This is a genomic window from Microbispora rosea, assembly GCF_044460045.1.
Lineage (GTDB): Bacteria > Actinomycetota > Actinomycetes > Streptosporangiales > Streptosporangiaceae > Microbispora > Microbispora rosea.
On the sequence record NZ_JBITJO010000007.1, the window covers coordinates 119,227 to 141,876 of the forward strand.

Here is a 22,650-nt window from a genome sequence, read left to right on the forward strand (position 1 = left end):
CGTCAGCGTGCGCCGGGGCGCTGACGGATCACCCACCGAGCGCTGACAGGTGCCCTTCGATGACCGTCAGCGCCGCCGTCTCCGTGCCCTCCGCGATGCCCCCTGCGAGACCCCCTGCGAGACCCTGCGTGACCGGCACTCGCTGCCGGGTGAACGCCTCGGCCTCGGCGTACGCCCGGTCGAAGGCGTCGTCGCCGAGGGCGGTCCGGCAGCGCGCCTCGATCCGGGCGACGTCCGGGTCGCGGGCGGCGGGAGCCCCGCGCAGCGCGGCGCCGACGCCCAGCAGCCAGGCGGCCCGCTCGGGGGCCTCCTCCAGCACCGCGACGCCGGCGACGCCCTCCGCGACCGCGGCGCTCATGGTGAGGCTGCGGGTGCCGAGGCCGGTGGTGAGGGCACGGCGGTGCCACGCCAGTGCCTCGGCGGCCTCGCCCGACATCTGCGCGGCCCAGCCGAGCGCGAGGTAGACGTGCGAGCGCGTCTCCTCGGCGTTGAACCACTCGGCCGTGCATTCCGCCAGGGCCGTCTCGTACCACCGCCGGGCCTCGGGCAGGTCACCGCCGAGCCGGGCGAGCTCGCCGAGCCCGAGGAGCGCCGTCGCGAGGGTCTCCGGGGCGCCCGTACGCCGGGACAGCTCGGCGGCCCGCTCGAAGTCGGCCCTCGCGGAGTCCGTGTCTCCGGAACGCATCCGGGCCCAGGCACGCCGGCAGAGGGTCTCGGCGAGGTCCGCCGTGGCGCCCAGCCGCTCGGCCAGGTCGAGCGCCTCGTTGGTCAGCGCCTCGACCCGTTCGAGATGTCCCCGCCGGTCGGCGACGTCCGCCATCGCGGACAACACCATCACCCGGAGCCACACGTCCCCGGTGGCGCGGGCGTCCCGGAGCGCGCCGGTGAGCTCCTGCTCGGCCTCGTCGAGCCGGCCGTCGAACGTCTTGAGATAGGAGAGGCTGAACCGGCTGAGTATCCGCGTCCACGAGTCGCGGTCGAGCGCCCGGAACAGGTCCTCCAGCCGGTGGAGCTCCTCCCTGGCGGGAGGACCGCTGATCATCGCGTGCAGCACGAGGAGGAACGGCTGGCGGGGCGGCATGGGCAGCGTGTAGGTCCGGCGGGCGGCCTCGGCCACCAGCGCGTCGACGACGGGGCCGCTCGTCCCGCCCCAGGCGACGAGGCAGGCGCACACGACGTGCTCCTCCTCCAGCCCCTCCGGTGGTGTGGCGCCGGTTCCGACCAGCAGTTCGGCGGCCAGCCGGGCGGCCTCGCCGCGCAGCCCGCGCAGCAGCCAGTAGCCGGCCGTGGCCGACAGCAGCCGCAGCGCGGGCGGCACGTCACCAGCGCGTACGGCGCGGCGCAGCGCGGCCTGCAGGTTGTCGCGCTCGCCGTCCAGCCGGCGCAGCCACTCGATCTGGCCGGGCCCGCGCAGGTGCGGGTCGGCCGTCACGGCCAGGTCGAGCAGGTACGCGAGGTGGGCCTGCCGCGTGGGCTCGCTCTCGCCGGCCTCGGCGAGCCGTTCGGCGCAGAACGCCCGGATCGTCGCCAGCATCCGGTAGCGGTCGTCCACCACCTCGACGAGGGACTTGTCCACCAGGGAGGCGAGCACGCCGTCGGTGTCGGGCAGGCCGCACACCCGTTCGGCCGCCTCCAGCGTCGCGCCGCCCGCGAAGACCGTCAGGCGTCGCGCGAGCGAGCGCTCCGGCTCGTCGAGCAGGTCCCAGCTCCACTCGACGACCGCGCGCAGCGTCCGGTGGCGCGGCTGCGCCGTACGGCTGCCGCGCGACAGCAGCGCGAAGCGCGGGGCGTCGCCCTCCGCCGCGGGGTCGCCGTCGTCGCTGCCCAGCCGGGCCGCGATCTGAGCCAGGGGCAGCGAACGCAGCCGCGCGGCGGCCAGCTCGACGGCGAGGGGCAGCCCGTCCAGCGCCCGGCAGATCCGCAGCACATGCTCGATGTCGCCGGGGCCGAAGGCGATGCCGGGCCGTACGGCGGCCGCCCGTTCGGCGAACAGCCGTACGGCCGGGTAGGCGAGCGCGTCCTCGACGGCGGGCTCACTGCCGGGCGGTGGGACCCGCAGCGGGGGAACCGGGCACAGGCGCTCGCCGGTGATCCCGAGCGCCTCCCGGCCCGTGGCCAGCACGCGCAGGGCGGGGCACGCCGCGAGCAGCCGGTCGGCGAGCCGGGCGGCCTCGTCCACGACGTGCTCGCAGTTGTCGAGCACGAGCAGCACCGGCCGCAGGGTGAGGGCGGACACCAGGCGGGCGACGGGATCGGCGGCGCCCTGCCGCGTCCCGGGAACGGGGATGGCCACGGCGGTCTCACGCAGCCCGAGCGCGCCGAGCACGGCCTGCGGCACGTCGGCGCCGTCGGTGAGCGGGGCCAGTTCCACGAGGCAGACCTCGCCCGGCCACCGGGCGGCCGCCTCGACCGCCAGCCGAGTCTTCCCGGTGCCGCCCGGGCCGGTGAGCGTCACCAGCCGGGCCTCGGCGAGCAGCGCGCCGATGCGCTCCAGCTCGTCGTCGCGGCCCACGAGGGAGGTGAGCGGGACGGGCCGCCCGCCGGGCGCGGCGGAGGCGGGAGCGAGGGACGGATCGGAGCGCAGCACCGCGAGGTGGATCGCCGCCAGCTCGGCCGACGGGTCGGCGCCCAGTTCGTCGGCGAGGACCCGCCGGGCGTCGTCGTAGACGGCCAGTGCCTCCGCGGGGCGGCCCGCCGCGTACAGCGCGCGCATGAGCTGCGCGCGCGAGCGCTCCCGCAGCGGGTGCGCCGCGACGCGTTCCTGCAGCTCGGGCAGCAGGTCGCGGTGCCGTCCGAGGGCGAGGCACGCATCGGCGAGGTCCTCGGCCGCCGACAGGCGCAGCTCCTCCAGCCGGGCCGCCTGGGCGGGCGCGAACGGCGCGTCGGGCACGTCCGCGAGCGCCGGGCCGCGCCACAGCGCGAGGGCCTGGTCGAGCAGGCCGGCGGCCCGGGCGGGGTCGCCCGCGTCGAGCGCGCGCCGTCCCTCGGCCGCCAGCCGTTCGAAGCGCGGCGCGTCCACCTCGTCCGGGTCCACCGCGAGCCGGTAGCCGGCCGGTTCCCGTACGATCAGGTCGCCCAGGTCGCCCAGGCTGGCGAGGTGCTGGCGCAGCCGCGACACCTGGGCCTGCAGGGCGTTGGTCGCCCCGGCGGGCGGCTCGGCGCCGTAGAGGCCGTCGATCAGGCGGTCGATGGTGACGACCCGCCCCGCGTTGAGGAGCAGCAGGCCGAGCAGCGCCCGCAGGCCCGGCCCGCCGACCGGGACCGTACGGTCGCCGCCGGGCCGCGCCTCCGTCGGGCCGAGGATGCCGAACCGCATGCCCATGATTGTCCCGCATCGTGCGGCGCTGTGTGGAGCGGTGTGTGGTGTGGAGCAGCGCCGAGCGGTGCGCTCAGCGGCGGACGGCCTCCGTGACGGCCCTCAGCCGGGCGGCTGAGGCGAGGCCGCCGTGATACCAGTGGATCTCGGCGGCGCCGGCGGCCGTGTAGGCCTCGGCCAGGAACGACAGCGCCGCGCCGTCCGCCGGGCGCGGGGGCAGGGCCAGCACGTACGCGCCCACCCGGGGACCGAGCCGGCTCAGGGCGCGCAGCCCGGCCTCGTCCACCTCGGGGGAGTTCCAGCAGTTGCCGACGAGCAGGTCGACGTCCACCCCCTCGGGCACGGTCGCGAACGGGCCGGTCGCCCACGGGTCGGCGCTGGCGTGCAGGGCGATCCTCAGGCCGGGCCGCACCGCCCTGGCCTCGGCCAGCAGCAGGTCGCGCAGTTCGCCCGCGAGCCCGGTGCGCAGGTCGCGCAGCGCTCCGGCCAGGTCGCCGAGCGCGTCCTCGACCGAGCCCGGCGCGCCGTCGACGGCCGCCCGCACCCGGGCGCGGACCTCGGCGACGTCGAGCCCGGCCGCCTCGTAGCGGCGTGCGCAGGCCGCGCAGAAGCACAGGGACAGCAGCGCTATCTGCGCGGGCGACCAGTCCGCGCCGTCGGTCTTCTCGTGGTGGCCGCCGTGCCGGAAGCCGAGCGCGCCGCACGCCTCCAGGATCAGCGCGTCGGGGTCGCCCGCCTCGACGACCTCGTGGACCAGCGTGCGGCAGTAGTCGCGCACGTCGGCCGCCGCCGGGCACAGCGCGTACGGGTAGGGCTCGCCGAAGGCGTTGGTGACGACCAGGTCGGGGTTGGCCGAGCCGAGCATCGTGTTGTGGGTCAGCACGGTCCACGCCTGGACCGGCAGGCCGGCGGCGCGCAGGGCGTCCCTCGCCTCCCCGAACGGGTCGGGGGAGTCCATCCACGACGGCGTGCCGGGCACGAGCCGTGAGCCCTTCCACGCCTCCTCGCGTACGGGCACGTAGCAGGCCGCGTGCCGTGCGTCGACCAGCCGGTGCGCCGGATGAAAAGGGGTCGCGGAGCGGGTGGTGTGGTAGGAGGCGGCGAGCGCCACCGCGTCGACGCCGAGCGCCTTGAGGCGTGCGGCGGCGCCGGGATCGCCGACGATGTCCCAGGGGTAGGCGTAGATGACGTTCACCAGCGTGGCCTCCGAGCGGAGAAGGACGGGTCGACGGACCGCATGTACGTCGTGTCGTCGCGGGAGCGGACCCCGCACTTCTCATACTGCTCGTTCATGATTGCGAGGGCGTCGCGGTCGAGTTCCACTCCGAGCCCCGGGCCTTCCGGCACCGGGACCGCCCCGTCCACGAACCGCAGCGCGCCTTCACCGCCCGAAGACGGAACGACCACGTCCTGGCCGTCCTGCCAGGGAGTGTGGGTGTCGCAGGCGTGGGTGACCGACGGGGTGGCGGCGGCCAGGTGGGTCATCGCGGCGAGGCTGATCCCGAGGTGGGAGTTGCTGTGCATGGACAGCTCGATGCCGAAGGTCTCGCACAGCGTGGCGATGTGCGACGAGCGGACCAGACCGCCCCAATAGTGGTGATCGGTCAGCAGCACCCCGATGGCGTTGCGCCGGACGGCCTCGGGCAGGTGCTCGGGGGTCACCACGCACATGTTCGTGGCGAGCGGCATGGGCACCTCGGCTGCGACCCGCGCCATGGCCTCGATGCCCTCGGCCGGGTCCTCCAGGTATTCCAGCACGCCGTCGAGCTCGCGGCCCACCCGGATCGAGGTCTCCACGCTCCAGACGGCGTTGGGGTCGAGGCGCAGCGGGTGCTCGGGGAACGCCTCACGCAGCGCATGGATCGCCTCGACCTCCTGCTCGGGCGGGAACACCCCGCCCTTGAGCTTGATCGAGCGGAAGCCGTACCGGCCGATCAGCAGCCGGGCCTGCTCGACCACCCCCTCGGGGTCGAGTGCGGCGCCGAACCCGTCCTCCGGCGCGCCCGGGTGGCCCGCCCACTTGTAGAACAGGTAGGCGCTGTACGGCACGGCGTCGCGCACCCTGCCGCCGAGCAGGTCCACGACGGGCCGGCCCACCGCCTTGCCGCGGATGTCCAGGCACGCCACCTCGAAGGGGGAGAAGATCCGGTCGACGGTCTTGGCCCGGGAGGAGGTGCCGGTCAGGCCGTGCAGGTCGGTGACGACGTCGGCGCCGACGAGGCCGGCCACGGTGGCGTACATCGCGTTGTGGCCGTAGACGTCGTGGCCGATCAGCGCCTCGGCGGCGGCACGCACCCGCACGAGGTGGTCGAGGTCGCCGTAGGTCTCCCCGAGGCCGGTCAGTCCCTCGTCGGTGAGGACCTCGACGATCGTGCGCAGCGCCCACGGCTCGTGGACGCCGGCGGCGTTGAGCAGCGGCGGGTCGCGGAAGGCGACCGGCGTGACGTTGATCTCGCGAATCCTCATCCCACGATCTCCAGACCGGCCGCGATCAGCCGCTCCAGCCGGGCCACGTGCTCGGGGGCCGCGTCGACCAGCGGCGGGCGCACCCGGCCCACGTCGAGGCCGCGCAGCGTGACGCCCGCCTTGACGAGCGAGACGGCGTAGCCGGGCACGAGGTCGCGCAGCTCGACCAGGGGGCGGTAGAAGCCGGCGAGCAGGCGCCGCACGAGGTCGTCGTCCCCCGCGGTCACGGCCTTGTGGAAGGCCAGCGCCACCTCGGGGAGGAAGCAGAACACGGCGGAGGAGTACAGGCTCACGCCGATCCCCCGGTAGGCGGGCACGGTCATCTCGGCCGTCGGCAGCCCGTTGAAGAAGGTGAAGTCACGGTCGGTCGCCTCCCTGACGGCGAGCACGATCCGCTGCATGGCGTCGATGTCGCCCAGGCCGTCCTTGAACCCCACGACGTTGGGGATCTCGGTCAGCGCCACCGCGGCGGCGGGGGTGAAGCGGGCGTTGGCCCGCTGGTAGACGATGATCGGCAGGTCGGCGGACGCCGCGACCTCGCGGACGTAGCGGACCAGCCCCTCGGCGGGGGCGCTGACCAGGTAGGGCGGCAGCAGCAGCAGGCCGTCGGCGCCCGCGTCGGCGGCCCTGCGCGCGCACTCGCGGGCGAACGGGAGCGGACCGCCGGCGCCGGACAGGACGGGAACCCGCCCGTCCGCCGACTCGACCGCGATCCGCACAACCCGCGCGTACTCGTCGATGCCCAGGGCGTTGAACTCGCCGGTGCCGCAGGCGGCGAACACCCCGCCCGCGCCCTCGGTCACCCCTCGGTTCACGTGCTTGGCCAGCACGTCCTCGGCCAGCTCACCGTCCGCGCCGAACGGTGTGACCGGAAAGAAGAGAACGCCGTCGAGATGCATCCGCCCACCCCCTCGCTGTCCATATATATGGACAAAGTTCGTCAATATGTTCACGAAGCTAGCCGGGTGATCCGACGAAAGTCAACTTCGCCCGCCTGTGGCCGCACCGCTGGTCAGCCCCCGCATGAGCTGCCGCCGGAAGGCCCGGAGCGCCATGGACGAGGGCCGCCGGCGGGCGAGTGCCGGCGGTGAGTGTGGGGCCCGCAATTGTGTGTCCTTGCTAGCAAGACCGTAGAAATTGACATCAGTTGCGTCAAGAAGAGATCTCGGGTCAGATTTGTGAACTATGCCCGTACTTGTGAACGATTGGGGTTGCTGCGAGACTGGCGCCGTTCGGCATTGACATGGTCCGTACGTCGCTTGGACGCTCACGGAGCGCCGCGCACCGGCGCGGGCACCCGATCCCCCACACCGGGGCCGCGCTCCATGCAGGGCCGATCCGACAGGAGGCACATGCGAATTCTCATGACCGGCGCGGCGGGCGGCGTCGGCACCCTGCTGCGACCACGGCTGGCCAGGGAGGGGCGCGTGCTGCGCCTGCTCGACGTCGTCCCGCTGGAGGCCGGGCCGGGCGAGGAGGCGGTGACCGCCGACATCACCGACCCCGAGGCGATGGAGGCGGCGATGGACGGCGTCGACGCGGTGCTGCATCTGGGCGGCCACAGCGTCGAACAGCCGTGGGCGGACATCCTCCAGGTCAACATCAACGGCACCTACGTGGTGCTGGAGGCCGCGAGGCGGACCGGCGTGCGCCACGTCGTGCTGGCCAGCAGCAACCACGCGGTCGGGTTCTTCCCGCGCGGCGAGGACGAGGCGCCCGACTACCTGTTCCCGCGCCCGGACACCTTCTACGGCGTGAGCAAGGTGACCAAGGAGGCGCTCGGCTCGCTCTACCACGACCGCTACGGCATGCACGTGACCTGCCTGCGCATCGGCTCGTGCTTCGAGCGGCCCAGGGACGTGCGCATGCTGTCGACCTGGCTGTCCCCGGACGACTGCGCGCGGCTGGTCGAGGCGTCGCTGGCGGCCGGCGGCTTCCACGTGGTGTGGGGCGTGTCCGCCAACACGCGCCGCTGGTGGTCGCTGGAGGAGGGCCGGGTCATCGGCTACGAGCCCAAGGACGACGCGGAAATGTACGCCGATAAGCTGATCGCCGAGTACGGCGAGCCCGATCCCGGGAAGTCGCCGCACTCGCTGGTCGGCGGGGCCTTCTGCGGTCCCCGCTACGACGTCGAGAACCTAACGACGGGGGGATGAGGTGACCGGCCAGATGAACGATTCCGTCCAGGCGGCGGTCGAGCGGGCCGCGGCGGCGGGCGAGGCGTGGCGGGCGACGCCCCCGGCCGAGCGTGCCACCGTGCTCGAAGGCGTCTCCGACGCCCTGCTCAAGCACGCCGAGGAGCTGTGGCCGGCCGCCGCGGAGGAGACCCGGCTGCCGGAGGCGCGGCTGCGCGGCGAGATCGCCCGCACGGCCGCGCAGTTCCGGCTGTTCGCCGACGTCCTGCGGGACGGCGGCTGGGTCGAGGCGGTGATCGACCACACCGACCCCGGAGCCATCCCGCCGCGGCCCGATCTGCGCCGGATGAACCACCCGCTCGGCGTCGTGGCCGTCTTCTCGGCCAGCAACTTCCCCTTCGCGTTCTCGGTGGCGGGCGGCGACACGGTGTCGGCGCTCGCGGCCGGCTGCCCGGTCGTGGTCAAGGCCCACGAGGGGCATCCCCGCACCTCCGACCTGACCGCCTCCGTCGTACGGCAGGCCCTGCCCGACCCCGACCTGCTCGGGCTCGTGCACGGGTTCGAGGCGGGGGCTCCGCTGGTGAAGCACCCGCTCGTCACGGCGGTCGGCTTCACCGGCTCGCTCGCGGGCGGCACGGCCATCCAGAAGCTGATCGACGAGCGGCCCGACCCCATCCCGTTCTACGGTGAGCTGGGCAGCGTCAATCCGGTCGTCGTGCTGCCCTCGGCCGACCCCGCCGAGGTGGCCTCCGGGTTCGCGGCCTCGCTGACCCTCGGCGTGGGGCAGTTCTGCACCAACCCCGGCCTCGTGTTCGTCCCGGCGGAGGGCGGGTTCGAGCAGGCTGTCGCCGAGGCGGTCGGCGCGACCAGCGGCGGGCCCATGCTGACCGACAAGATCCGTGAGGGCTACCTGCGCGCGTCCGGCCGGCTGGCCGAGCGGCTCACCCTGCTGGCCGGCGGGAGCGCGGTGGACGGCATCACCCCGCAGGTCTTCGCCGCCGATCTGGAGGCGTTCGCGGACGGGCTGCCCGAGCTGGGGGAGGAGTGCTTCGGTCCGTCGGCGATCGTCGTGCGCTACCGCGATGCCGCCGACCTGCCCGCCGTGCTGCGCCGGCTGCCCGGGTCGCTGACCGCGACCGTCCACGCGGCCGGGCCGGAGGAGGCCCGCGATCTCGTGCCGGCCCTGCGCCGCCTGGCGGGGCGGCTCATCTGGAACGGCTGGCCCACGGGCGTCGCCGTCTGCTGGGCGATGCACCACGGCGGCCCCTGGCCCGCCTCCACGGCTCCGGCGCACACCTCGGTCGGCGCGGCCGCGATCGGCCGCTGGACCACCCCCGTGTCCTACCAGGACTGGCCGGCGGACCTGCTGCCGCCGGAGCTGCGCGACGACAACCCCCTCGGCGTGCCGCAACGTGTGGACGGCAGCCTGCGCGTCTGACACCACCGCGCCCGTTTCCCGCGGCGCCCGTTTCCAGGGTGCCCGTTTCCGCGCCGCTCCCGTTCCCGGGGAGCGGCGCGGGCCTGTGTGATCCCGCGCGCGACCTGCCCCGGCAGCCGGGGCGTCCGCTGGACGACGTGCTCGCCCGCCTGCTCGCCCGGACGCCCGCCCGAGGTGAAGGGCCGACGCCCCGATAGCCTGGATTTTCGGTGCGAGAATCGGGGGTCTCGCCGTGGCCGACGTGGTGGACCGATATACCAGCGCGTTCAACGCCCACGATCTGGGCGCGATCATGGACTGCTACTGCTCCAAGCCCGCCATGGTGGGGCCGGGCGGCCCGGTGGAGGGACGCTCGGAGATAGCGTCCTATTACACCCGGACCTGGCAGGCGTTCCCCGACATGCACGTCACGGTGCTGCGGAAGGCCGTGGACGGCGAGGCCACGGCGGTCACCGCGGTGGCGACCGGCAGGCACACCGGGCCGTTCGCGCTCACCACGGGCGAGGTGCTCCAGGGCGCCGGGCGGTACATCAGCGTGCGGTGCTGCTGGTTCTTCGCCCTGCAGGACGGCCTGATCGTCGACCAGCAGGTCTTCTTCGACCAGCTGGAGCTGTATCTCCAGCTCGGGCTGCCGCTGTCCCGCGTCGGCCCGCCGCCATAGGGTGCGCGCGGCCCCTGTGCGCGGAGGGGCCGCGCACAGGGGCCGCGCGCCGCCGGCCGTCAGTGGATCTCGCCGGCCCCGGCGTGCCGGGAGACCTCCCTGCGCACGGTCTCGGCGGGGTCGATCCCCGTGTGCAGTGTCGGGGTCCAGCCCGCGTCGGCGCCGAGGTCGGGGTCGTTCTTCGCGTTGTAGGCGGCGACCAGGTCGATGGGCCGCTCCTTGCCGCCGACCCGCAGCAGGTTGCCCTTGGCCGTCAGCGTCGTGCCGCCCCAGTTGTAGAGCAGGTCGGCCGGGTCCACGCTCCGGCTCAGCCGGAAGTAGTTGTTCTCGGCGTGAATCTGGGACTCCACGCCCACGCCCAGCGCGTACTCGAAGGGCCCGGCGTCGGGCACCTGGTAGTAGTTGTTGTAGACGTGCACCTTGCCGAACCGCACGCGGGGCAGCCGCTGCAGGTTGCCGGAGAACGCGTTGTGGTGCACGGTGACGCTGAGCTTGCCCCGGTCGGTCGCGGGGTTGTTGGTCGAGCCGATCAGCATGGTCTTGTCGTGGTCGGAGAACGCATTCCACGACACGGTCGCGAAGTCGGAGCCGTTGGTGATGTCCGCCTGCCCGTCGTGCACCTGGTAGGGCCGGCCGAAGTAGACCGGCTGGTTCGCGTCGGGGTTGTCCCCGTCGGTGAACGTGTTGTGGTCGATCCAGACGTGGGTCGAGCCGGTGACCGAGATGTTGTCGTAGAGGGAGTTCCAGTTGCCCTCGTCGCCGTCGGTGGGGTCCCACTGGGGGAAGCAGTCGGCCGCGTCCTCGAAGCGGATGTTGCGGATGATGACGTTGTCGGCCTTATCCACGTGCAGGTTGATGTGCCGGATCGTCGCTCCCGGCAGGCCCACGATGGTGGTGCCGGACGGCACCTTCAGTTTGATGTACGCCGTCTGCGCCGCGGCGGAGGCGGCCCGCGCGTCCTCCATGGGCCCGGACGGCTCGGTGTCGCGTCCCCACACCGCCGGGTCGTACGCCGCGAGGTAACCGGCGAGCGTGTAGCCGTCGGCGGCGAAGTCCGCGCAGGTCTTGTCGACGTCGATGACGCCCTTGACGTAGATGATGCGGGGGCCGGGGGAGGCGAGCGCCGCGGCCAGGCCGGCGCGGTCGGTGACCACGTGGATGTTCGACGCGGGGGCCGCCGCGCCGCCGGTGGTTCCCGTGCCGGCCGAGGCCCAGCCGTCGCCCGCGGGCAGCGTCTGCCGCCCGAGATCGGCCGGCTTCGCGGCGGGCGGGGTGACCGCTCCCGCGGGGGCCGCTCCCAGCACGGGGACGGCGGCCGTGATCGCGAAGGCGGCCGACAGGAGTAGGGATCTTCCGGGCATGACTGTCTCCGTTCCGCGGTCGCTCCCCCGAGACGAGTCCGTACGCGGCGTTCAGGCCGGATCGGGCGACCGCTCCAGTTCTTCGAGAAGGGCGAGACCGCGGTCGATCAGCGCGGCGAGCCTGTCGAGGTGCTCGGGGCTGGGATCGGACAGCGGCCGGCGGACGGGTCCCACGTCCAGACCACGCAGGCGAACGCCCGCCTTGACGAGCGAGACGGCATACCCCGGGCCCTCGCTGCGGAGGCCGGCCAGGGGACGGTAGAAGCCCTCGATCAGACGGTTCGCGACGTCGTCGCGGCCGTCCCGCAGCGCCCGGTAGCAGGCGAGCGCGAGGCCGGGGAGGAAACAGAAGACGGCAGAGGAGTAGCGGACCACCCCGAGGTCCCGGTAGCCGGGCTGGGACAGCTCCGCCGTCGGCAGGCCGTTGAAGTAGAGCATTTCCGGCGGGGCGGCCTCGATGATCCGGCGCATGAGACCGAGGTCGCCGTAGCCGTCCTTGAGCCCGATGACGCCCGGGTGCCGCGCGAGCGCCGCGACCGTCTCCGGCTCGAAGACGGCGTTGTCCCGCTGGTAGAGGATGATCGGCAGCCGGGTGCCCTCCGCGATCGCCTCGTAGTGGCGGCGCAGGCCGTCCTGGCCCGCCTGCACGAGGTACGGCGGCAGCGCGAGCAGGGCCGAGGCCCCGCCGTCCTCGGCCGCCCTGGCGAACTCCACGGCCATCGCGGTGCCGTAGCCGGTCCCGGCGACCACCGGGACGCGCCCGGCCGCCTCCTCGACCGCCGCGGCGACGCAGGCGGCGTAGTCGCGCAGGCTGAGCGCGGGGAACTCACCGGTGCCGCAGCAGGCGAACACCGCGCCGCACCCCGCCTCGACGCCCTGACGCACATGCCGGCGGAACACCTCGAGGTCGAGCCGTTCCTCCTCGTCGCAGGGCGTGACCGGGAAGAACAGCAGGCCGTCGAACGTCACCGGCTTCCTCCGTCATCCATCTGAACGCAATTCATATTCATGAACACCGGGACCGTACGGCGCGCGGCGGCGTGCGGTCAAGACACGCACCCCGAGAGAGCGAATGTTTCGAATGTGACACGGGTCCTTGACAGGACTGCGGCCCGAATATCACCGTTGATCCGTCCACGTTTGTGAACTACGTTCAGGAATATGTCTTGAACTCGGTTCGGGGAATAGTCGCAGAGGAGATGCGCCGGTGACGACGATGCGCCGCAGGGCCGTGCCGTACCTGCTGATCTCGCCGACAGTCGCGCTCATCGCCGCGTTTCTCGTCTACCCGATCGCCAGCGTCGCGTACTACAGCCTGCAGCACCGCAACCTCACCCGGCCATGGGCGGACGGCTTCGCCGGGCTCGACAACTTCCGGCAGATGCTGTTCGAGGACGAGGTCTTCTGGCACAGCCTGGGATTCACCGCCAAATGGGTGGTCGCCGAGATCGGCCTCCAGCTGATCCTCGGGCTGGGTCTGGCCCTCATCGTCAATGAAAGTTTCATCGGCAGGGGGCTCGCCCGGTCGCTCGTCTTCTCGCCCTGGGCCGTCTCCGGGGTGCTGACGACGGGCATCTGGATCCTGCTCTACACGCCGAGCACCGGGGTGCTGCGCTTCCTCGGGCAGCCCGAGGCGGCGGTCCTCGGCAACCCCGACACGGTCTTCCCGGCCGTGGTGGTGACCGAGTTGTGGCGCGGCGTGCCGTTCTTCGCGATCCTCCTGCTCGCCGGCCTGCAGGGCATCCCCGGCGAGCTCTACGAGGCGGCGGCGGTGGACGGCGCCGGGCGGATCAGGCGCTTCCTCCACGTCACGCTGCCGCACCTGCGGGACGCGATCGTGCTGGCCACGCTGCTGCGCGGAGTCTGGGAGTTCAACAACGTCGACCTGCTCTACACGCTCACCGGCGGCGGCCCGGCGCAGGTCACGACCACGCTGCCGCTGTACGTCGCGCAGCGGGCCGTCGACTCCAAGGACTTCGGGTACGGCTCGGCGCTGACGATGGCGGGCTTCGTGATCCTGCTGTTCTGCTCCATCCTCTACCTCCGGCTCAGCCGGTTCGGCGAGGAACGATGAAGAGGCGAGGGGTTTCGCAATGAGCGCCGACGTCATGATCCGACCGGGCACGCGAGTGGTGCCCGACGGGGCCCGCCGGCGGAAGAGGCGCGATCCCGGCCGGGTGCTGAGGCTCTACGTCCCCCTCGGGATGTACCTGGTCTTCACCCTCGTGCCGTTCTACTGGATGCTCGTGTTCGCCCTGCGGCCGGCCGGATCGACCGACCCGGTGCCGTGGCCGATCACGTTCGAGCACTTCGAGACCGTCTGGAACGACATCGGCTACGCGGTGTTCTTCAAGAACAGCGTGATCGTCGGGGTCTGGTCGCTGCTGGTCACCACGGTCATCGCGGTCATGGGCGGGTACGCGCTGTCGCGCTACCGGTTCCGCGGCCGGGGCCTGTTCATGGTCGTGCTGCTGTGCACCCAGTTCATCCCCGGCGCGATGATGCTGATCCCGCTGTTCTCGATCTTCAAGTCGCTCAGCCTGATCAACAGCCTGGCCGGCCTCGTCGTCGCCGACACCGTCTTCAACCTGCCCCTGTCGATCATCTTGATGAGCGGGTTCATCTCGGCCGTGCCGTTCACGGTCGAGGAGGCCGCGATGGTCGACGGCTGCACCCGGTTCCGCGGCTTCCTCGCGATCGTGCTGCCGCAGCTGCGGCCCGGTCTGATCGCCGTGGGGTCGTTCGCCTTCATTCACACGTGGAACAACTTCCTGTTCGCGCTGATGTTCGTCAGCAAACAGGACAGCTTCACGATCCCCGTCGGGCTCAGCTACACGATCGGGGAGTACAGCGCCGACTTCGGGGCCCTGGCGGCCGGGGGCGTCGTCGCCGCCCTGCCGGTGGTCTGCGTGTTCGCAGTGGTCCAGCGCTATCTCGTGCACGGCATCAGCGCCGGCGCGGTCAAGGGATAGCACCCCCCAGAGAACTGTCGAGAGCAGCCTGTCCTAAGCAGGAGGAACCATGAAGATGAAAGTGGCCTGGGCGGCGCTCGCCGTTCTCGCCGTCACCGCTACCGGGTGTGGGTCGGACTCGGGTTCCGGCGAGGGCTCCGGCAAGACGACCATCACGTTCTGGGACAACAACGGGGGCGCCCGCACTCCGATCTACCAGGAGCTGATCAAGCGGTTCGAGGCGGCCAACCCCTCGATCCGCGTCGAGTACGTCGGCGTCCCGATCGCCTCCGTCCAGCAGAAGTACGACACCGCCGTCGCGGGCGGGGACACCCCCGACGTCGGCGGCGTCACCACGTCGTACCTGGCCAACCTGACCGGCCAGCAGGCGCTGGAGCCGGCGGACGAGTGGCTCGCCAAGAGCTCGGTGAACGGCAAGCTGGCCACCTCGATGCTCGACTCGGTCCGCGAGACCGTGCCCGACGGCAAGCTCTACCTGGTGCCGGGCACCTCCAACATGGACGTGGTGTGGTACCTGAAGGACAAGCTCCAGCAGGCGCCGGACACCTGGGACGAGTTCTTCACGGACGCCGACGAGCTGACCAAGAAGCCCGACGAGTACGGCTACACCATCCGCGGCGGCGCCGGCTCGATCTTCCAGATCCTGGCCGAGATGTACTCCTACTCGGGAGTGACCGAATTCTTCGACGCATCGGGCAAGAGCACGGTCAACGACCCGAAGAACGTCGAGTTCCTCACCAAGATGGCCGGACTGTACAAGAAGGACACCCCCGAGGCCGACGTCACCAACGACTTCCCGAAGATGGTCGCCGCGTTCGGCACCGGGAAGATCGCGATGATGCACCACAACCTGGGCTCCTACAACGACCACGTCAAGGCGCACGGCAAGGACAAGATCGGCGCCTTCGCGCTGCCGACCGGTCCCGGCGGCAAGCGGACCATCGTCGCCAACCCCGTGGACGGCTTCGCGGTGTTCAAGAGCAGCGAGCACAAGGACGCCGCCTGGAAGTTCGTGGAGTTCCTGGTCTCCCACGACAGCAACAGCTACTGGAACCAGCAGACGGGCCAGATTCCGGCCAACACCGAGGCGCAGGGCGACTCCTGGGTGCAGGGCCTGGAGCACCTGAAGACGGCCGTCGACACGCTGAACGACCCGAACACCCAGGTCGTGTCGCCGCCCTACTACCTGCCCCAGTTCTCCTCCATCACCAAGGCCGACACCGAGCCCCTCTTCCAGAAGGTGCTGCTCGGCCAGATGAAGCCCCAGGAGTTCCTCGACACCCTGGCGCAGAAGCTGACCGACGCCCAGGCCGAATGGAAGAAGGCGACCGGCGGCTGACGATCGGCGCCGCGTCCCGGGACCGGGCCGGTGCGTCCCTGACCGCGCACCGGCCCTCCGGCCCCTCCCCACCGAGAGAGAGGAAGAGTCCATGGCGGTCGTCGAACGCGTCATCGTCACGGTCTTCACCACGGTCACCCGGTCCGTGGTGGACGGGCACGGTCACCGGCATCCCGGCCCGCCCCGGGAGGTGCGGGAGGCGCTGCTGGCCGTCACCGACAGCGACGGCGCGACCGGATACTGCCTGGCGGCGCCGGACACCGTCAGGGAGGCGGTGATCACGGGCCACATCGGGCCGGCGCTGATCGGTCAGGACAGCCTCGACCGGGAGCGGTTGTGGCACCGCGTCGCCCGCCGGCAGCGGGGCGCCCAGGGCAACCTGTCCGACCGGGCGCTCAGCGCTGCCGACCAGGCTCTATGGGACCTCGCCGGGCGCAAGCTCGGCCTTCCGGTCTGGAAGCTCCTCGGCGGCGCCCGCTCCGAGGTGCCCGCCTACGCGAGCACGATGTGCGGCGACGACATCCCCGGCGGCCTGGCCACCCCCGACGACTACGCCGCCTTCGCCAAGGAACTCGTCTCCCGCGGCTACCGCGGGATCAAGGTGCACACCTGGATGCCGCCCATGCCGTACGGCGTGGACCGCGACATCGAGGCGTGCGCCGCGGTGCGGGAGGCGGTCGGCCCCGACGTCGCCCTCATGCTCGACAGCAACCACTGGTACTCCCGCTCCGAGGCCCTGGCCCTCGGCCGGGCCCTCGACGAGCTGAACTTCGCGTGGTACGAGGAGCCGATGGAGGAGGCGTCGGTGCAGTCGTACCGATGGCTCGCCGACCAGCTCAGGACGCCGATCCTCGGGCCGGAGACCTCCTGGGGCAAGCACATGGCGCGGGCGGAGTGGGTGGCCGCGGGGGCCTGCGACATCCTCAGGGTCGGCGTGGTCGGCTCCGGGGGGATCATCCCGGCGATCAAGGCGGTCCACCTGGCCGAGTCGTTCGGCATGGACTGCGAGATCCACGGCAACGGCTCCGGCGCCCTGGCCGTGATCGGCGCCACCCTCTGCGGGCGGTGGTACGAGCGGGGGCTGCTGCACCCGCACTCGGACTACGACACGCCCGCCCCGCACCTGCGGTCGATCGTCGACCCGCTCGCCGACGGGAAGGTGCGGATGCCGGACACTCCCGGACTGGGGGATGATCTGGATATGGACTACATCGCCTCCCGGACGGTCGCCTCCTGGGGAACCGGCTCACAATAGGAGGCGGACAGGCGGGTCAGGGAGGTACACATGGCGGAACCCGTGCCGCACGTGAAGTCGGCACTCCGGACGGTCGAGCTGCTCGACTTCTTCGCGCAGTATCCCGGGCTGCACAGCCTCACCGACCTACAGGGCAAGCTGGGCTACCCCAAGAGCAGCCTGCACGCGCTGCTGCGCACGCTGGTCGACCTCGGCTGGATCGAGACCGACGTCACCGGCACGCTCTACCGGATCGGGATGCGGGCTCTGCTGGTAGGGGCGACGTACATCGACGGCGACCCGGTGGTCCAGCTCGCGCACGACGCGCTGGACTGGCTGGCCGAGGTCACGGGCGAGACGGTGCACCTCGCCCGTCTCGATCATTTCGACATCGTGTATCTCGCCACGCGCGCCTCGCGGCACTACCTGCGGCCGTTCTCGCGGGTGGGCCGCCGCCTGCCGGCGAGCACCACGTCGCTCGGCAAGGCGATCCTGGCGAGCAGGGACGACGACGAGGTGCGCGCGATACTGCCCGCCGAGCTGCCCTCGCTGACGGCCCACACGATCGTGGACGCCGAGGAGCTGCTGGTCGACCTGCACCGGGTGCGCAAGCAGGGCTACGCGGTGGACCGCGAGGAGAACACCGAGGGGCTGCGATGCTTCGGCGTCGCGCTGCACATCAGCGACCCGCCGCGCGACGCCATCAGCTGCTCGGTGCCGATCCCGCGCCTCACACCCGAGCGGGAGAAGGAAATCGCCTCCTGCCTTCTGGAGGCCCGCGAGCGCATCGAGCGCTCCGCCATGCGGCAGCGCCGCGCGTACTGACGCGCCCACGGCGCCCCGCACGCATATGCGTGCGGGGCGCCCGCATATAGAACAAATCTAGAATTCGTCCGGGCGTGGCGATTCTTTGTGGCCGACCGGCTCGGCGTACCGTCCCGCACGTACTCTTCCCGGTCTTCGGCGTATTCGCCAAAAGACATTGACCGACAGCAATTCGCATTGATAAGTTCCCGGTATCGTGATCGTCTCCTCCGGCCGATGGAGGTCGGCTTGCGATTGCCGAGGGTGAAGGCCGAGCATCGGCCCTACAGAATCGGGCGGGACAGGATTCGCATCGGCGGATCCATCTATGGAATCGCCGCGGAGATATCGGATCCGCATGGTCACGCGTGGGCCGCGCTGTCGGCGATGGACGGAACCCGCGCGCCCGCCGACGTCGCCGCTCATCTGTGCGGCCTGTTTCCCGGCCTGACGAGAGTGGACGCGGCCGGCGTGGTGGACCTGCTGCTGGGATCGGGTTATCTGGAGGACGCGGCGGCCCCGCCGCCGAGCGATCTCAGCGCGGCGGAGACGGAGCGGTATTCGCGCAACAGGGCGTTCTTCCGCTGGGTGGATCTCGTTCCCCGGGCGCACGGCTGGGAGGCGCAGGTCGCGCTGAAGCGCGCCCGCGTGCTGGTCCTGGGGCTCGGCGGCACCGGCAGTCACGCCGCCTGGGCGCTGGCCGCCGCTGGGGTCGGCAGGATCCATTGCGTCGACCGCGACGTGGTCGAGTTGTCGAATCTCACCAGGCAGGCGCTGTTCACCGAGGCGGACATCGGGAAACCGAAGGCCGACGTGGTGGCGGGCCGCCTCAGGGAGATCAATTCGGACCTTGACGCGACGGGGGAGACCCGCGCCGTCAAGAGCAGGGCGGACCTGTCCGCGCTGCTGACCGGTTTCGACGCGCTCGCCCTGTGCGCCGACGAACCTCGCGGCCGGGACAGCATCCGGATCTGGGCCAACCGGGCATGCCTGATGGCCGGGGTGCCCTGGGCGGTCGGCGGCTACCGCGGTCCCCTCGTCAGCGTGGGGGTCTTCACCGCCGACGGGCCCTGTTACGAATGCCTCACCGCCGCGATCGAGGCGACGCTGACGCCGGGGGTCCGCGTCGACCTCGGCGGGCCGGGGGTGCTGGCGCCGTCCGCCGGTATTTCCGGTCACCTCACCGCGCAGGCCGTCATCTCGATGGTGGCCGGAATTCCGGTGACCCTGCGCAGTCACGTCACCGGAATAAATCTGATCGCGCCAGAACAGCATGTGTACACGCTCCATGAGGCTTCGCCGGAATGCGCCGGCTGCGCGTTGCGGCGAAAAGGAGGGCAAGAATCCGCTATTGACGCCTGATATGTCGCGGCCTACTGTCGTGAGTTATCGCGACGAAAGGGGGTGGAAATGGAGCGACAGGAGCCGGCGGTGCAGGATTCCGCCGAGACCGAGGACGTGGCCGGGAAGATTTCGTTCCGGCTGCTTGACAAGATCGAGACCACGCAGTCGTACAGCGGAAACTCGAATAGCTGACCGGCGATGGTCCGGATAGGTGATTTCCGAGTCGCCGTCCGGGCCATTGTCTTGCGAGAACGAATGACGGTGAGGAATGAAAATACCCCGACCGGAGGCCGTGCCGGGCACGACGCTGCCCATGCGGGAGTACGCGGCGGACTTCCTGGAGGTCTTCCACCACGTCGACGGTGTGATCTGGAAGCTGGAGCGCGCCCAGACGTTCGACGAGGGGGAGAACCCGAGCTGGAACGCCATGCGTGCGGGAGACTGGCGGCGGTCGCTCGAGTTGCTGGAGGCGGCACGGGAGACGATCGCCGCGGATCTTCCCGCCCGGGGGGAACTGCGCCGCCTGCGGGTCGTCGAGACACCGCTCACCGCGTACCTGCAATGGGAGCTGCACCTTCTCGCCCTGCGCATGCGCCTGGGAGAGCGCGGCAGGGTTCTGGACGCCGGTGAACTGACGGGCATCGAGAGGGACGGCCCCCTTCCGGAACTGGTCATCTTTCCCGGAAGGCACATGTACCACGTGCACTACGACGACGGGGGCGCGTGTGCCGGCGCGCGCCGGATAGACGACGCCGACGTGGTGGCCGCGTGGGGTTCGGTCGTCTCCTCGCTGTACGAGCGAGGTGAGGACCTGCTGGCCTACGTGGACAAGCGGGTCGTCCCGCTTCCGCCGCCCCGGATGGGCACAGAAGCGCGATGACGGACGTCCGGCTGCGCCCTCTCGGCTTCCGCGAGGACGAGGACGGATGGATCGTCGGCCGCGTCGAGACGGGTGTCTGCATCGCGGTTCCCCACGCGGGGAAACGGGCGATCGAACTGCTCGGCAGCGGGCGGACGATCCTCGCGACACGCGAAGAGCTCAAGGCCGAGCTCGGAGTCGAGCTCGACGTGTCCGGATTCGTGCACGACCTGGCGGCCGTGGGGATGGTGGCCTCGATCGGTGATCGGGTCTTCGCCGACACCGGCACTCCCGCACCTTCGCTTCCCTGGATCACGAAGGGGATGGTGCGATGGACCCTGAGCCCCCTGCTGCACTGCCTGATGGGCCTGCTCGTACTCGGCGGAGTCGTCGCCGCGGCGCTGCGCCCCGACGTCGTTCCCCGGTGGCGTTCCCTGCTCTGGAGCGACCACGGAACAGTGGTTCTGCTGAGTGAGATCGCCCTGGTGGCCGTGCTGGTCTCACTCCACGAGTTCGCCCACCTCCTCACCGCGCGGGCCGCGGGCGTCCCCGGCCGCATCCGGGTGGACACGCGCCTCCAGTTCCTGGCCGCGCAGACCGACGTCTCCGGCATCTGGCTCGCCGAGCGGCGGATCCGCCTGACCGTCTATCTCGCGGGGATGGCGGTGGACGCGAGCGTTCTCGCCGGCTGCCTGCTGACGATGGCGCTGTCCGGCGGCAACACGCTGCTGTCCGTCATCGCTCTCACCGAGATGACGGGGCTGGCGTTGCAGTTCTTCATCTTCATGCGCACCGACCTGTACTTCCTGGTGCAGGACCTGGCCCGCTGCCGCAACCTCTACGCCGACGCGACCGCCTTCCTCCTGCATCTGCTTCGCCGGGCCGCCCGAATGCCCACCGCGGCACCGCTCGCCGGGATCGAGCCCCGGCAGCGCCGGTTCGTCCGGATCTACAGCGTGCTTCTCGTCGCCGGAACGGGGCTCTGCCTCGGGGTCTTCCTCCTGATCTCCGTCCCGTTCACGGTCGCGCTGGTCGCCCGGTCCCTCGGCGTGCTCCTGCGCCACGACAACCACCACGACGACCACCACGACGGCCTGGTCGACGCCGTCGACGCCCTGCTGACGCTGGGGGTCGTCGTCGCCTACCAGGGTGTCTGGGTGAGGGCGTGGACCCGCCGGCACGGGCCACGCGTACGGAGTTTCATCGCGAGACTGGCGCGCCCGGCCCGTTCCGCCGGCCTTCCGGGTTTCTCCCCGCCTCGCGACTGACTCCGGCGTCCCGCCACCCGTACCGCTGCCGGACCCACCGGTCGAAAGCGAGGGTCGTCAGGCTCGGTTCGTGAGCGGGGTCAGCTGGTGGATGTCGTGCCGGGCGCGCAGCGCCGCGATCTCGGCCTGGTCCGGCGGCCCCGAGGTAAGCATCCGGGTGAGCTCCCGCAGGTATGTCTCGTGACCCGCCGGGGTCACGACGAACAGCATCCGGGCCGGCTCACTGCCGGGGTTGAAGAACGCGTGGGGGCATCCGGCCGGCACGTGCATGAAGCTCCCGGGCCCGCCCCGCAGCACCTCGGCGCCGGTCTCCGACCGCCAGGAACGCCAGTCGGGGCCGGCCTCGGCGGCCGGATGGAAGGCGAGGAGGTCGAGTTCGCCGTCGATGACGTAGAACATCTCCTCCGCCTCGTGATGCAGATGCGCCCCGACGTCGAAACCGGGGGCGACCACGGCCTCGAAGACCGACCACCCCGCCGTCTGCTCCGCGCCGACCTTCAGCGTCATCGCCTGAATCGTGTCGCCGCCTCCCGGCGGCAGCAGCCGTCCATCGGTCATGTCCGTGAACCTCACGCTTTCCAGCCGGTGGCACGCAGCCACGTCTCCAAGGTCATCAGGCCCGGGTGCTCGGAGCGAAGGGCCCGCGGATCGACCTGCGCGGGCGGCTGCTCCTCGAAGAACTCGAACATCCGGGCCACCCACTCGTCGAATGCGCGCACCTGCTCGATGGGCGTCTGTTCGAAGCGGGCCGGCAGGCCGCACACCCGGCCGAACGTGGCGGCGATCTCGAGCGGGGTGAGCTCGTCGGCGCCCAGGTCGACGGTGCGGCCGAGGAACCGGCCGGGGCGCTCGAAGGCGAGGGCGGCGAACACCCCGATGTCGTCGACGCCGATCAGCTGCATCGGCGTGCCGGGCTGCGCGGGGAGCCGCACGACCAGCGTGCCGTCCTCCAGGACCGGCCGGTTGTAGGTGCTGAAGTTCTCCATGAAGGAGACCGGGCGCAGGATCGTCGCCGGCAGCCCGAGCGCGTGGATCTCGCGCTCGATCCGTGCCTTGCTCTCGATGTGGGGGATTCCGGAAGGGTGGTCCGTGCCGGGGACCGAGCTGTACACGAGGTGTCCCGTGCCGATCTCGGCCGCCAGCCGGGCCACCGTCAGGCCCCGCCGCTCCTCGGCGGCGGCGCCCTCGACCGTGATCTTCGGGCCCTGCATCATGGTCAGCGCCAGGAAGACCCCGTCCACGCCCCGCATCGCGCGGCGCAGCGACCCCTCGTCGTCGAGGTCGCCCACGACGAGTTCCGCCCCCGACTCCTCCAGAGCCCGCGCGGCGGAACCGCCCGGGTCGCGCACCAGGGCGCGTACGCTCCGGCCCCGGGCGAGCAGTTGGCGCGCGGTCGCGCCGCCCTGCCGGCCCGTGGCGCCGACCACCAGTACGGGATCGCTCATGGCGCCTA

The 22,650-nt window shown here is 71.7% G+C and carries 20 protein-coding genes; 12 read left to right on the top strand and 8 right to left on the bottom strand.

Annotated features, from left to right (window positions below; genetic code table 11):
* Nucleotides 1-28: 28 nt before the first annotated feature.
* From ACIBK1_RS28030 to ACIBK1_RS28045, 4 genes are all read right to left on the bottom strand, one after another.
* Nucleotides 29-3,316 carry a BTAD domain-containing putative transcriptional regulator gene (locus ACIBK1_RS28030; RefSeq protein WP_396738709.1) on the bottom strand — a complete coding sequence of 1,096 codons (3,288 nt, stop codon included), beginning with the start codon at nucleotides 3,314-3,316 and terminating at the stop codon, nucleotides 29-31.
* A gap of 73 nt (nucleotides 3,317-3,389) precedes the next feature.
* Nucleotides 3,390-4,511, bottom strand: a complete 1,122-nt coding sequence (locus tag ACIBK1_RS28035; protein WP_396738711.1) for a hypothetical protein — start codon at nucleotides 4,509-4,511, stop codon at nucleotides 3,390-3,392.
* Complete coding sequence (locus ACIBK1_RS28040; protein ID WP_396738713.1) at nucleotides 4,508-5,782, bottom strand: glucarate dehydratase family protein; 1,275 nt, start codon at nucleotides 5,780-5,782, stop codon at nucleotides 4,508-4,510. Before ACIBK1_RS28040 ends, ACIBK1_RS28035 begins: the two co-directional genes overlap by 4 nt.
* Complete coding sequence (locus ACIBK1_RS28045; RefSeq protein ID WP_363420639.1) at nucleotides 5,779-6,681, bottom strand: 5-dehydro-4-deoxyglucarate dehydratase; 903 nt, start codon at nucleotides 6,679-6,681, stop codon at nucleotides 5,779-5,781. The genes ACIBK1_RS28040 and ACIBK1_RS28045 overlap by 4 nt, the downstream gene beginning before the upstream one ends.
* Before the next feature lie 453 nt (nucleotides 6,682-7,134).
* Between ACIBK1_RS28045 and ACIBK1_RS28050 the strand changes: the two genes are divergently transcribed.
* The 3 genes from ACIBK1_RS28050 (at nucleotide 7,135) to ACIBK1_RS28060 (ending at nucleotide 10,016) form a co-directional block, all read left to right on the top strand.
* Nucleotides 7,135-7,938, top strand: coding sequence for an NAD-dependent epimerase/dehydratase family protein (locus ACIBK1_RS28050; protein ID WP_396738715.1), 804 nt, complete (start codon nucleotides 7,135-7,137; stop codon nucleotides 7,936-7,938).
* A gap of 13 nt (nucleotides 7,939-7,951) precedes the next feature.
* The gene (locus tag ACIBK1_RS28055) at nucleotides 7,952-9,355 is read left to right on the top strand and encodes an aldehyde dehydrogenase (NADP(+)) (protein WP_396738717.1); all 1,404 of its coding nucleotides are present in this window, start codon (nucleotides 7,952-7,954) and stop codon (nucleotides 9,353-9,355) included.
* A gap of 232 nt (nucleotides 9,356-9,587) precedes the next feature.
* Nucleotides 9,588-10,016, top strand: a complete 429-nt coding sequence (locus tag ACIBK1_RS28060) for an ester cyclase (RefSeq protein ID WP_396738719.1) — start codon at nucleotides 9,588-9,590, stop codon at nucleotides 10,014-10,016.
* A gap of 59 nt (nucleotides 10,017-10,075) precedes the next feature.
* Here the strand turns inward: ACIBK1_RS28060 and ACIBK1_RS28065 are convergent, their stop codons facing one another.
* Nucleotides 10,076-11,377: a polysaccharide lyase family 1 protein gene (locus ACIBK1_RS28065; RefSeq protein ID WP_396738721.1), complete on the bottom strand. Its 1,302-nt coding sequence runs from the start codon at nucleotides 11,375-11,377 to the stop codon at nucleotides 10,076-10,078.
* Between the two features lie 51 nt (nucleotides 11,378-11,428).
* The gene (locus tag ACIBK1_RS28070) at nucleotides 11,429-12,346 is read right to left on the bottom strand and encodes a 5-dehydro-4-deoxyglucarate dehydratase (protein WP_396738723.1); all 918 of its coding nucleotides are present in this window, start codon (nucleotides 12,344-12,346) and stop codon (nucleotides 11,429-11,431) included.
* Between the two features lie 247 nt (nucleotides 12,347-12,593).
* On the opposite strand from ACIBK1_RS28070, the gene ACIBK1_RS28075 reads away from it, so the two are divergent.
* The 9 genes from ACIBK1_RS28075 (at nucleotide 12,594) to ACIBK1_RS28115 (ending at nucleotide 21,197) form a co-directional block, all read left to right on the top strand.
* The gene (locus ACIBK1_RS28075; RefSeq protein ID WP_030510673.1) at nucleotides 12,594-13,451 is read left to right on the top strand and encodes a carbohydrate ABC transporter permease; all 858 of its coding nucleotides are present in this window, start codon (nucleotides 12,594-12,596) and stop codon (nucleotides 13,449-13,451) included.
* Nucleotides 13,452-13,470: 19 nt separating this feature from the next.
* Complete coding sequence (locus tag ACIBK1_RS28080; RefSeq protein WP_396738725.1) at nucleotides 13,471-14,349, top strand: carbohydrate ABC transporter permease; 879 nt, start codon at nucleotides 13,471-13,473, stop codon at nucleotides 14,347-14,349.
* A gap of 49 nt (nucleotides 14,350-14,398) precedes the next feature.
* Complete coding sequence (locus ACIBK1_RS28085; protein ID WP_396738727.1) at nucleotides 14,399-15,688, top strand: ABC transporter substrate-binding protein; 1,290 nt, start codon at nucleotides 14,399-14,401, stop codon at nucleotides 15,686-15,688.
* Between the two features lie 91 nt (nucleotides 15,689-15,779).
* Nucleotides 15,780-16,943 (top strand): enolase C-terminal domain-like protein, encoded by a 1,164-nt coding sequence (locus tag ACIBK1_RS28090; protein WP_396738729.1) that lies wholly within the window; start codon nucleotides 15,780-15,782, stop codon nucleotides 16,941-16,943.
* A gap of 30 nt (nucleotides 16,944-16,973) precedes the next feature.
* On the top strand, nucleotides 16,974-17,747 hold the full coding sequence (locus tag ACIBK1_RS28095; protein ID WP_030510669.1) for an IclR family transcriptional regulator: 774 nt from the start codon (nucleotides 16,974-16,976) through the stop codon (nucleotides 17,745-17,747).
* A gap of 87 nt (nucleotides 17,748-17,834) precedes the next feature.
* A complete protein-coding gene (locus ACIBK1_RS28100; protein WP_197042817.1) occupies nucleotides 17,835-19,088 on the top strand; it encodes a HesA/MoeB/ThiF family protein in 1,254 nt (417 codons plus the stop codon).
* Between the two features lie 48 nt (nucleotides 19,089-19,136).
* On the top strand, nucleotides 19,137-19,262 hold the full coding sequence (locus tag ACIBK1_RS28105; protein ID WP_269321814.1) for a hypothetical protein: 126 nt from the start codon (nucleotides 19,137-19,139) through the stop codon (nucleotides 19,260-19,262).
* Between the two features lie 76 nt (nucleotides 19,263-19,338).
* The gene (locus ACIBK1_RS28110) at nucleotides 19,339-19,950 is read left to right on the top strand and encodes a DUF6879 family protein (protein WP_030510667.1); all 612 of its coding nucleotides are present in this window, start codon (nucleotides 19,339-19,341) and stop codon (nucleotides 19,948-19,950) included.
* Nucleotides 19,947-21,197, top strand: coding sequence for a hypothetical protein (locus ACIBK1_RS28115; protein ID WP_396738732.1), 1,251 nt, complete (start codon nucleotides 19,947-19,949; stop codon nucleotides 21,195-21,197). The genes ACIBK1_RS28110 and ACIBK1_RS28115 overlap by 4 nt, the downstream gene beginning before the upstream one ends.
* Nucleotides 21,198-21,254: 57 nt before the next feature.
* Here the strand turns inward: ACIBK1_RS28115 and ACIBK1_RS28120 are convergent, their stop codons facing one another.
* A complete protein-coding gene (locus ACIBK1_RS28120) occupies nucleotides 21,255-21,755 on the bottom strand; it encodes a cupin domain-containing protein (RefSeq protein ID WP_030510665.1) in 501 nt (166 codons plus the stop codon).
* An 11-nt stretch (nucleotides 21,756-21,766) separates the two neighbouring features.
* A complete protein-coding gene (locus ACIBK1_RS28125) occupies nucleotides 21,767-22,642 on the bottom strand; it encodes an NmrA/HSCARG family protein (protein WP_030510664.1) in 876 nt (291 codons plus the stop codon).
* Between the last annotated feature and the right edge of the window lie 8 nt (nucleotides 22,643-22,650).

What these genes read in the sequence shown, in the direction of transcription:
- ACIBK1_RS28125 (WP_030510664.1), bottom strand. Translation starts at nt 22,642, where the DNA reads ATGAGCGATCCCGTACTGGTGGTCGGCGCCACGGGCCGGCAGGGCGGC.
- ACIBK1_RS28040 (WP_396738713.1), bottom strand. Translation starts at nt 5,782, where the DNA reads ATGAGGATTCGCGAGATCAACGTCACGCCGGTCGCCTTCCGCGACCCG.
- ACIBK1_RS28080 (WP_396738725.1), top strand. Translation starts at nt 13,471, where the DNA reads ATGAGCGCCGACGTCATGATCCGACCGGGCACGCGAGTGGTGCCCGAC.
- ACIBK1_RS28065 (WP_396738721.1), bottom strand. Translation starts at nt 11,377, where the DNA reads ATGCCCGGAAGATCCCTACTCCTGTCGGCCGCCTTCGCGATCACGGCC.
- ACIBK1_RS28110 (WP_030510667.1), top strand. Translation starts at nt 19,339, where the DNA reads ATGAAAATACCCCGACCGGAGGCCGTGCCGGGCACGACGCTGCCCATG.
- ACIBK1_RS28115 (WP_396738732.1), top strand. Translation starts at nt 19,947, where the DNA reads ATGACGGACGTCCGGCTGCGCCCTCTCGGCTTCCGCGAGGACGAGGAC.
- ACIBK1_RS28090 (WP_396738729.1), top strand. Translation starts at nt 15,780, where the DNA reads ATGGCGGTCGTCGAACGCGTCATCGTCACGGTCTTCACCACGGTCACC.
- ACIBK1_RS28045 (WP_363420639.1), bottom strand. Translation starts at nt 6,681, where the DNA reads ATGCATCTCGACGGCGTTCTCTTCTTTCCGGTCACACCGTTCGGCGCG.
- ACIBK1_RS28030 (WP_396738709.1), bottom strand. Translation starts at nt 3,316, where the DNA reads ATGCGGTTCGGCATCCTCGGCCCGACGGAGGCGCGGCCCGGCGGCGAC.
- ACIBK1_RS28085 (WP_396738727.1), top strand. Translation starts at nt 14,399, where the DNA reads ATGAAGATGAAAGTGGCCTGGGCGGCGCTCGCCGTTCTCGCCGTCACC.
- ACIBK1_RS28105 (WP_269321814.1), top strand. Translation starts at nt 19,137, where the DNA reads ATGGAGCGACAGGAGCCGGCGGTGCAGGATTCCGCCGAGACCGAGGAC.
- ACIBK1_RS28055 (WP_396738717.1), top strand. Translation starts at nt 7,952, where the DNA reads ATGAACGATTCCGTCCAGGCGGCGGTCGAGCGGGCCGCGGCGGCGGGC.
- ACIBK1_RS28120 (WP_030510665.1), bottom strand. Translation starts at nt 21,755, where the DNA reads ATGACCGATGGACGGCTGCTGCCGCCGGGAGGCGGCGACACGATTCAG.
- ACIBK1_RS28050 (WP_396738715.1), top strand. Translation starts at nt 7,135, where the DNA reads ATGCGAATTCTCATGACCGGCGCGGCGGGCGGCGTCGGCACCCTGCTG.
- ACIBK1_RS28075 (WP_030510673.1), top strand. Translation starts at nt 12,594, where the DNA reads ATGCGCCGCAGGGCCGTGCCGTACCTGCTGATCTCGCCGACAGTCGCG.
- ACIBK1_RS28095 (WP_030510669.1), top strand. Translation starts at nt 16,974, where the DNA reads ATGGCGGAACCCGTGCCGCACGTGAAGTCGGCACTCCGGACGGTCGAG.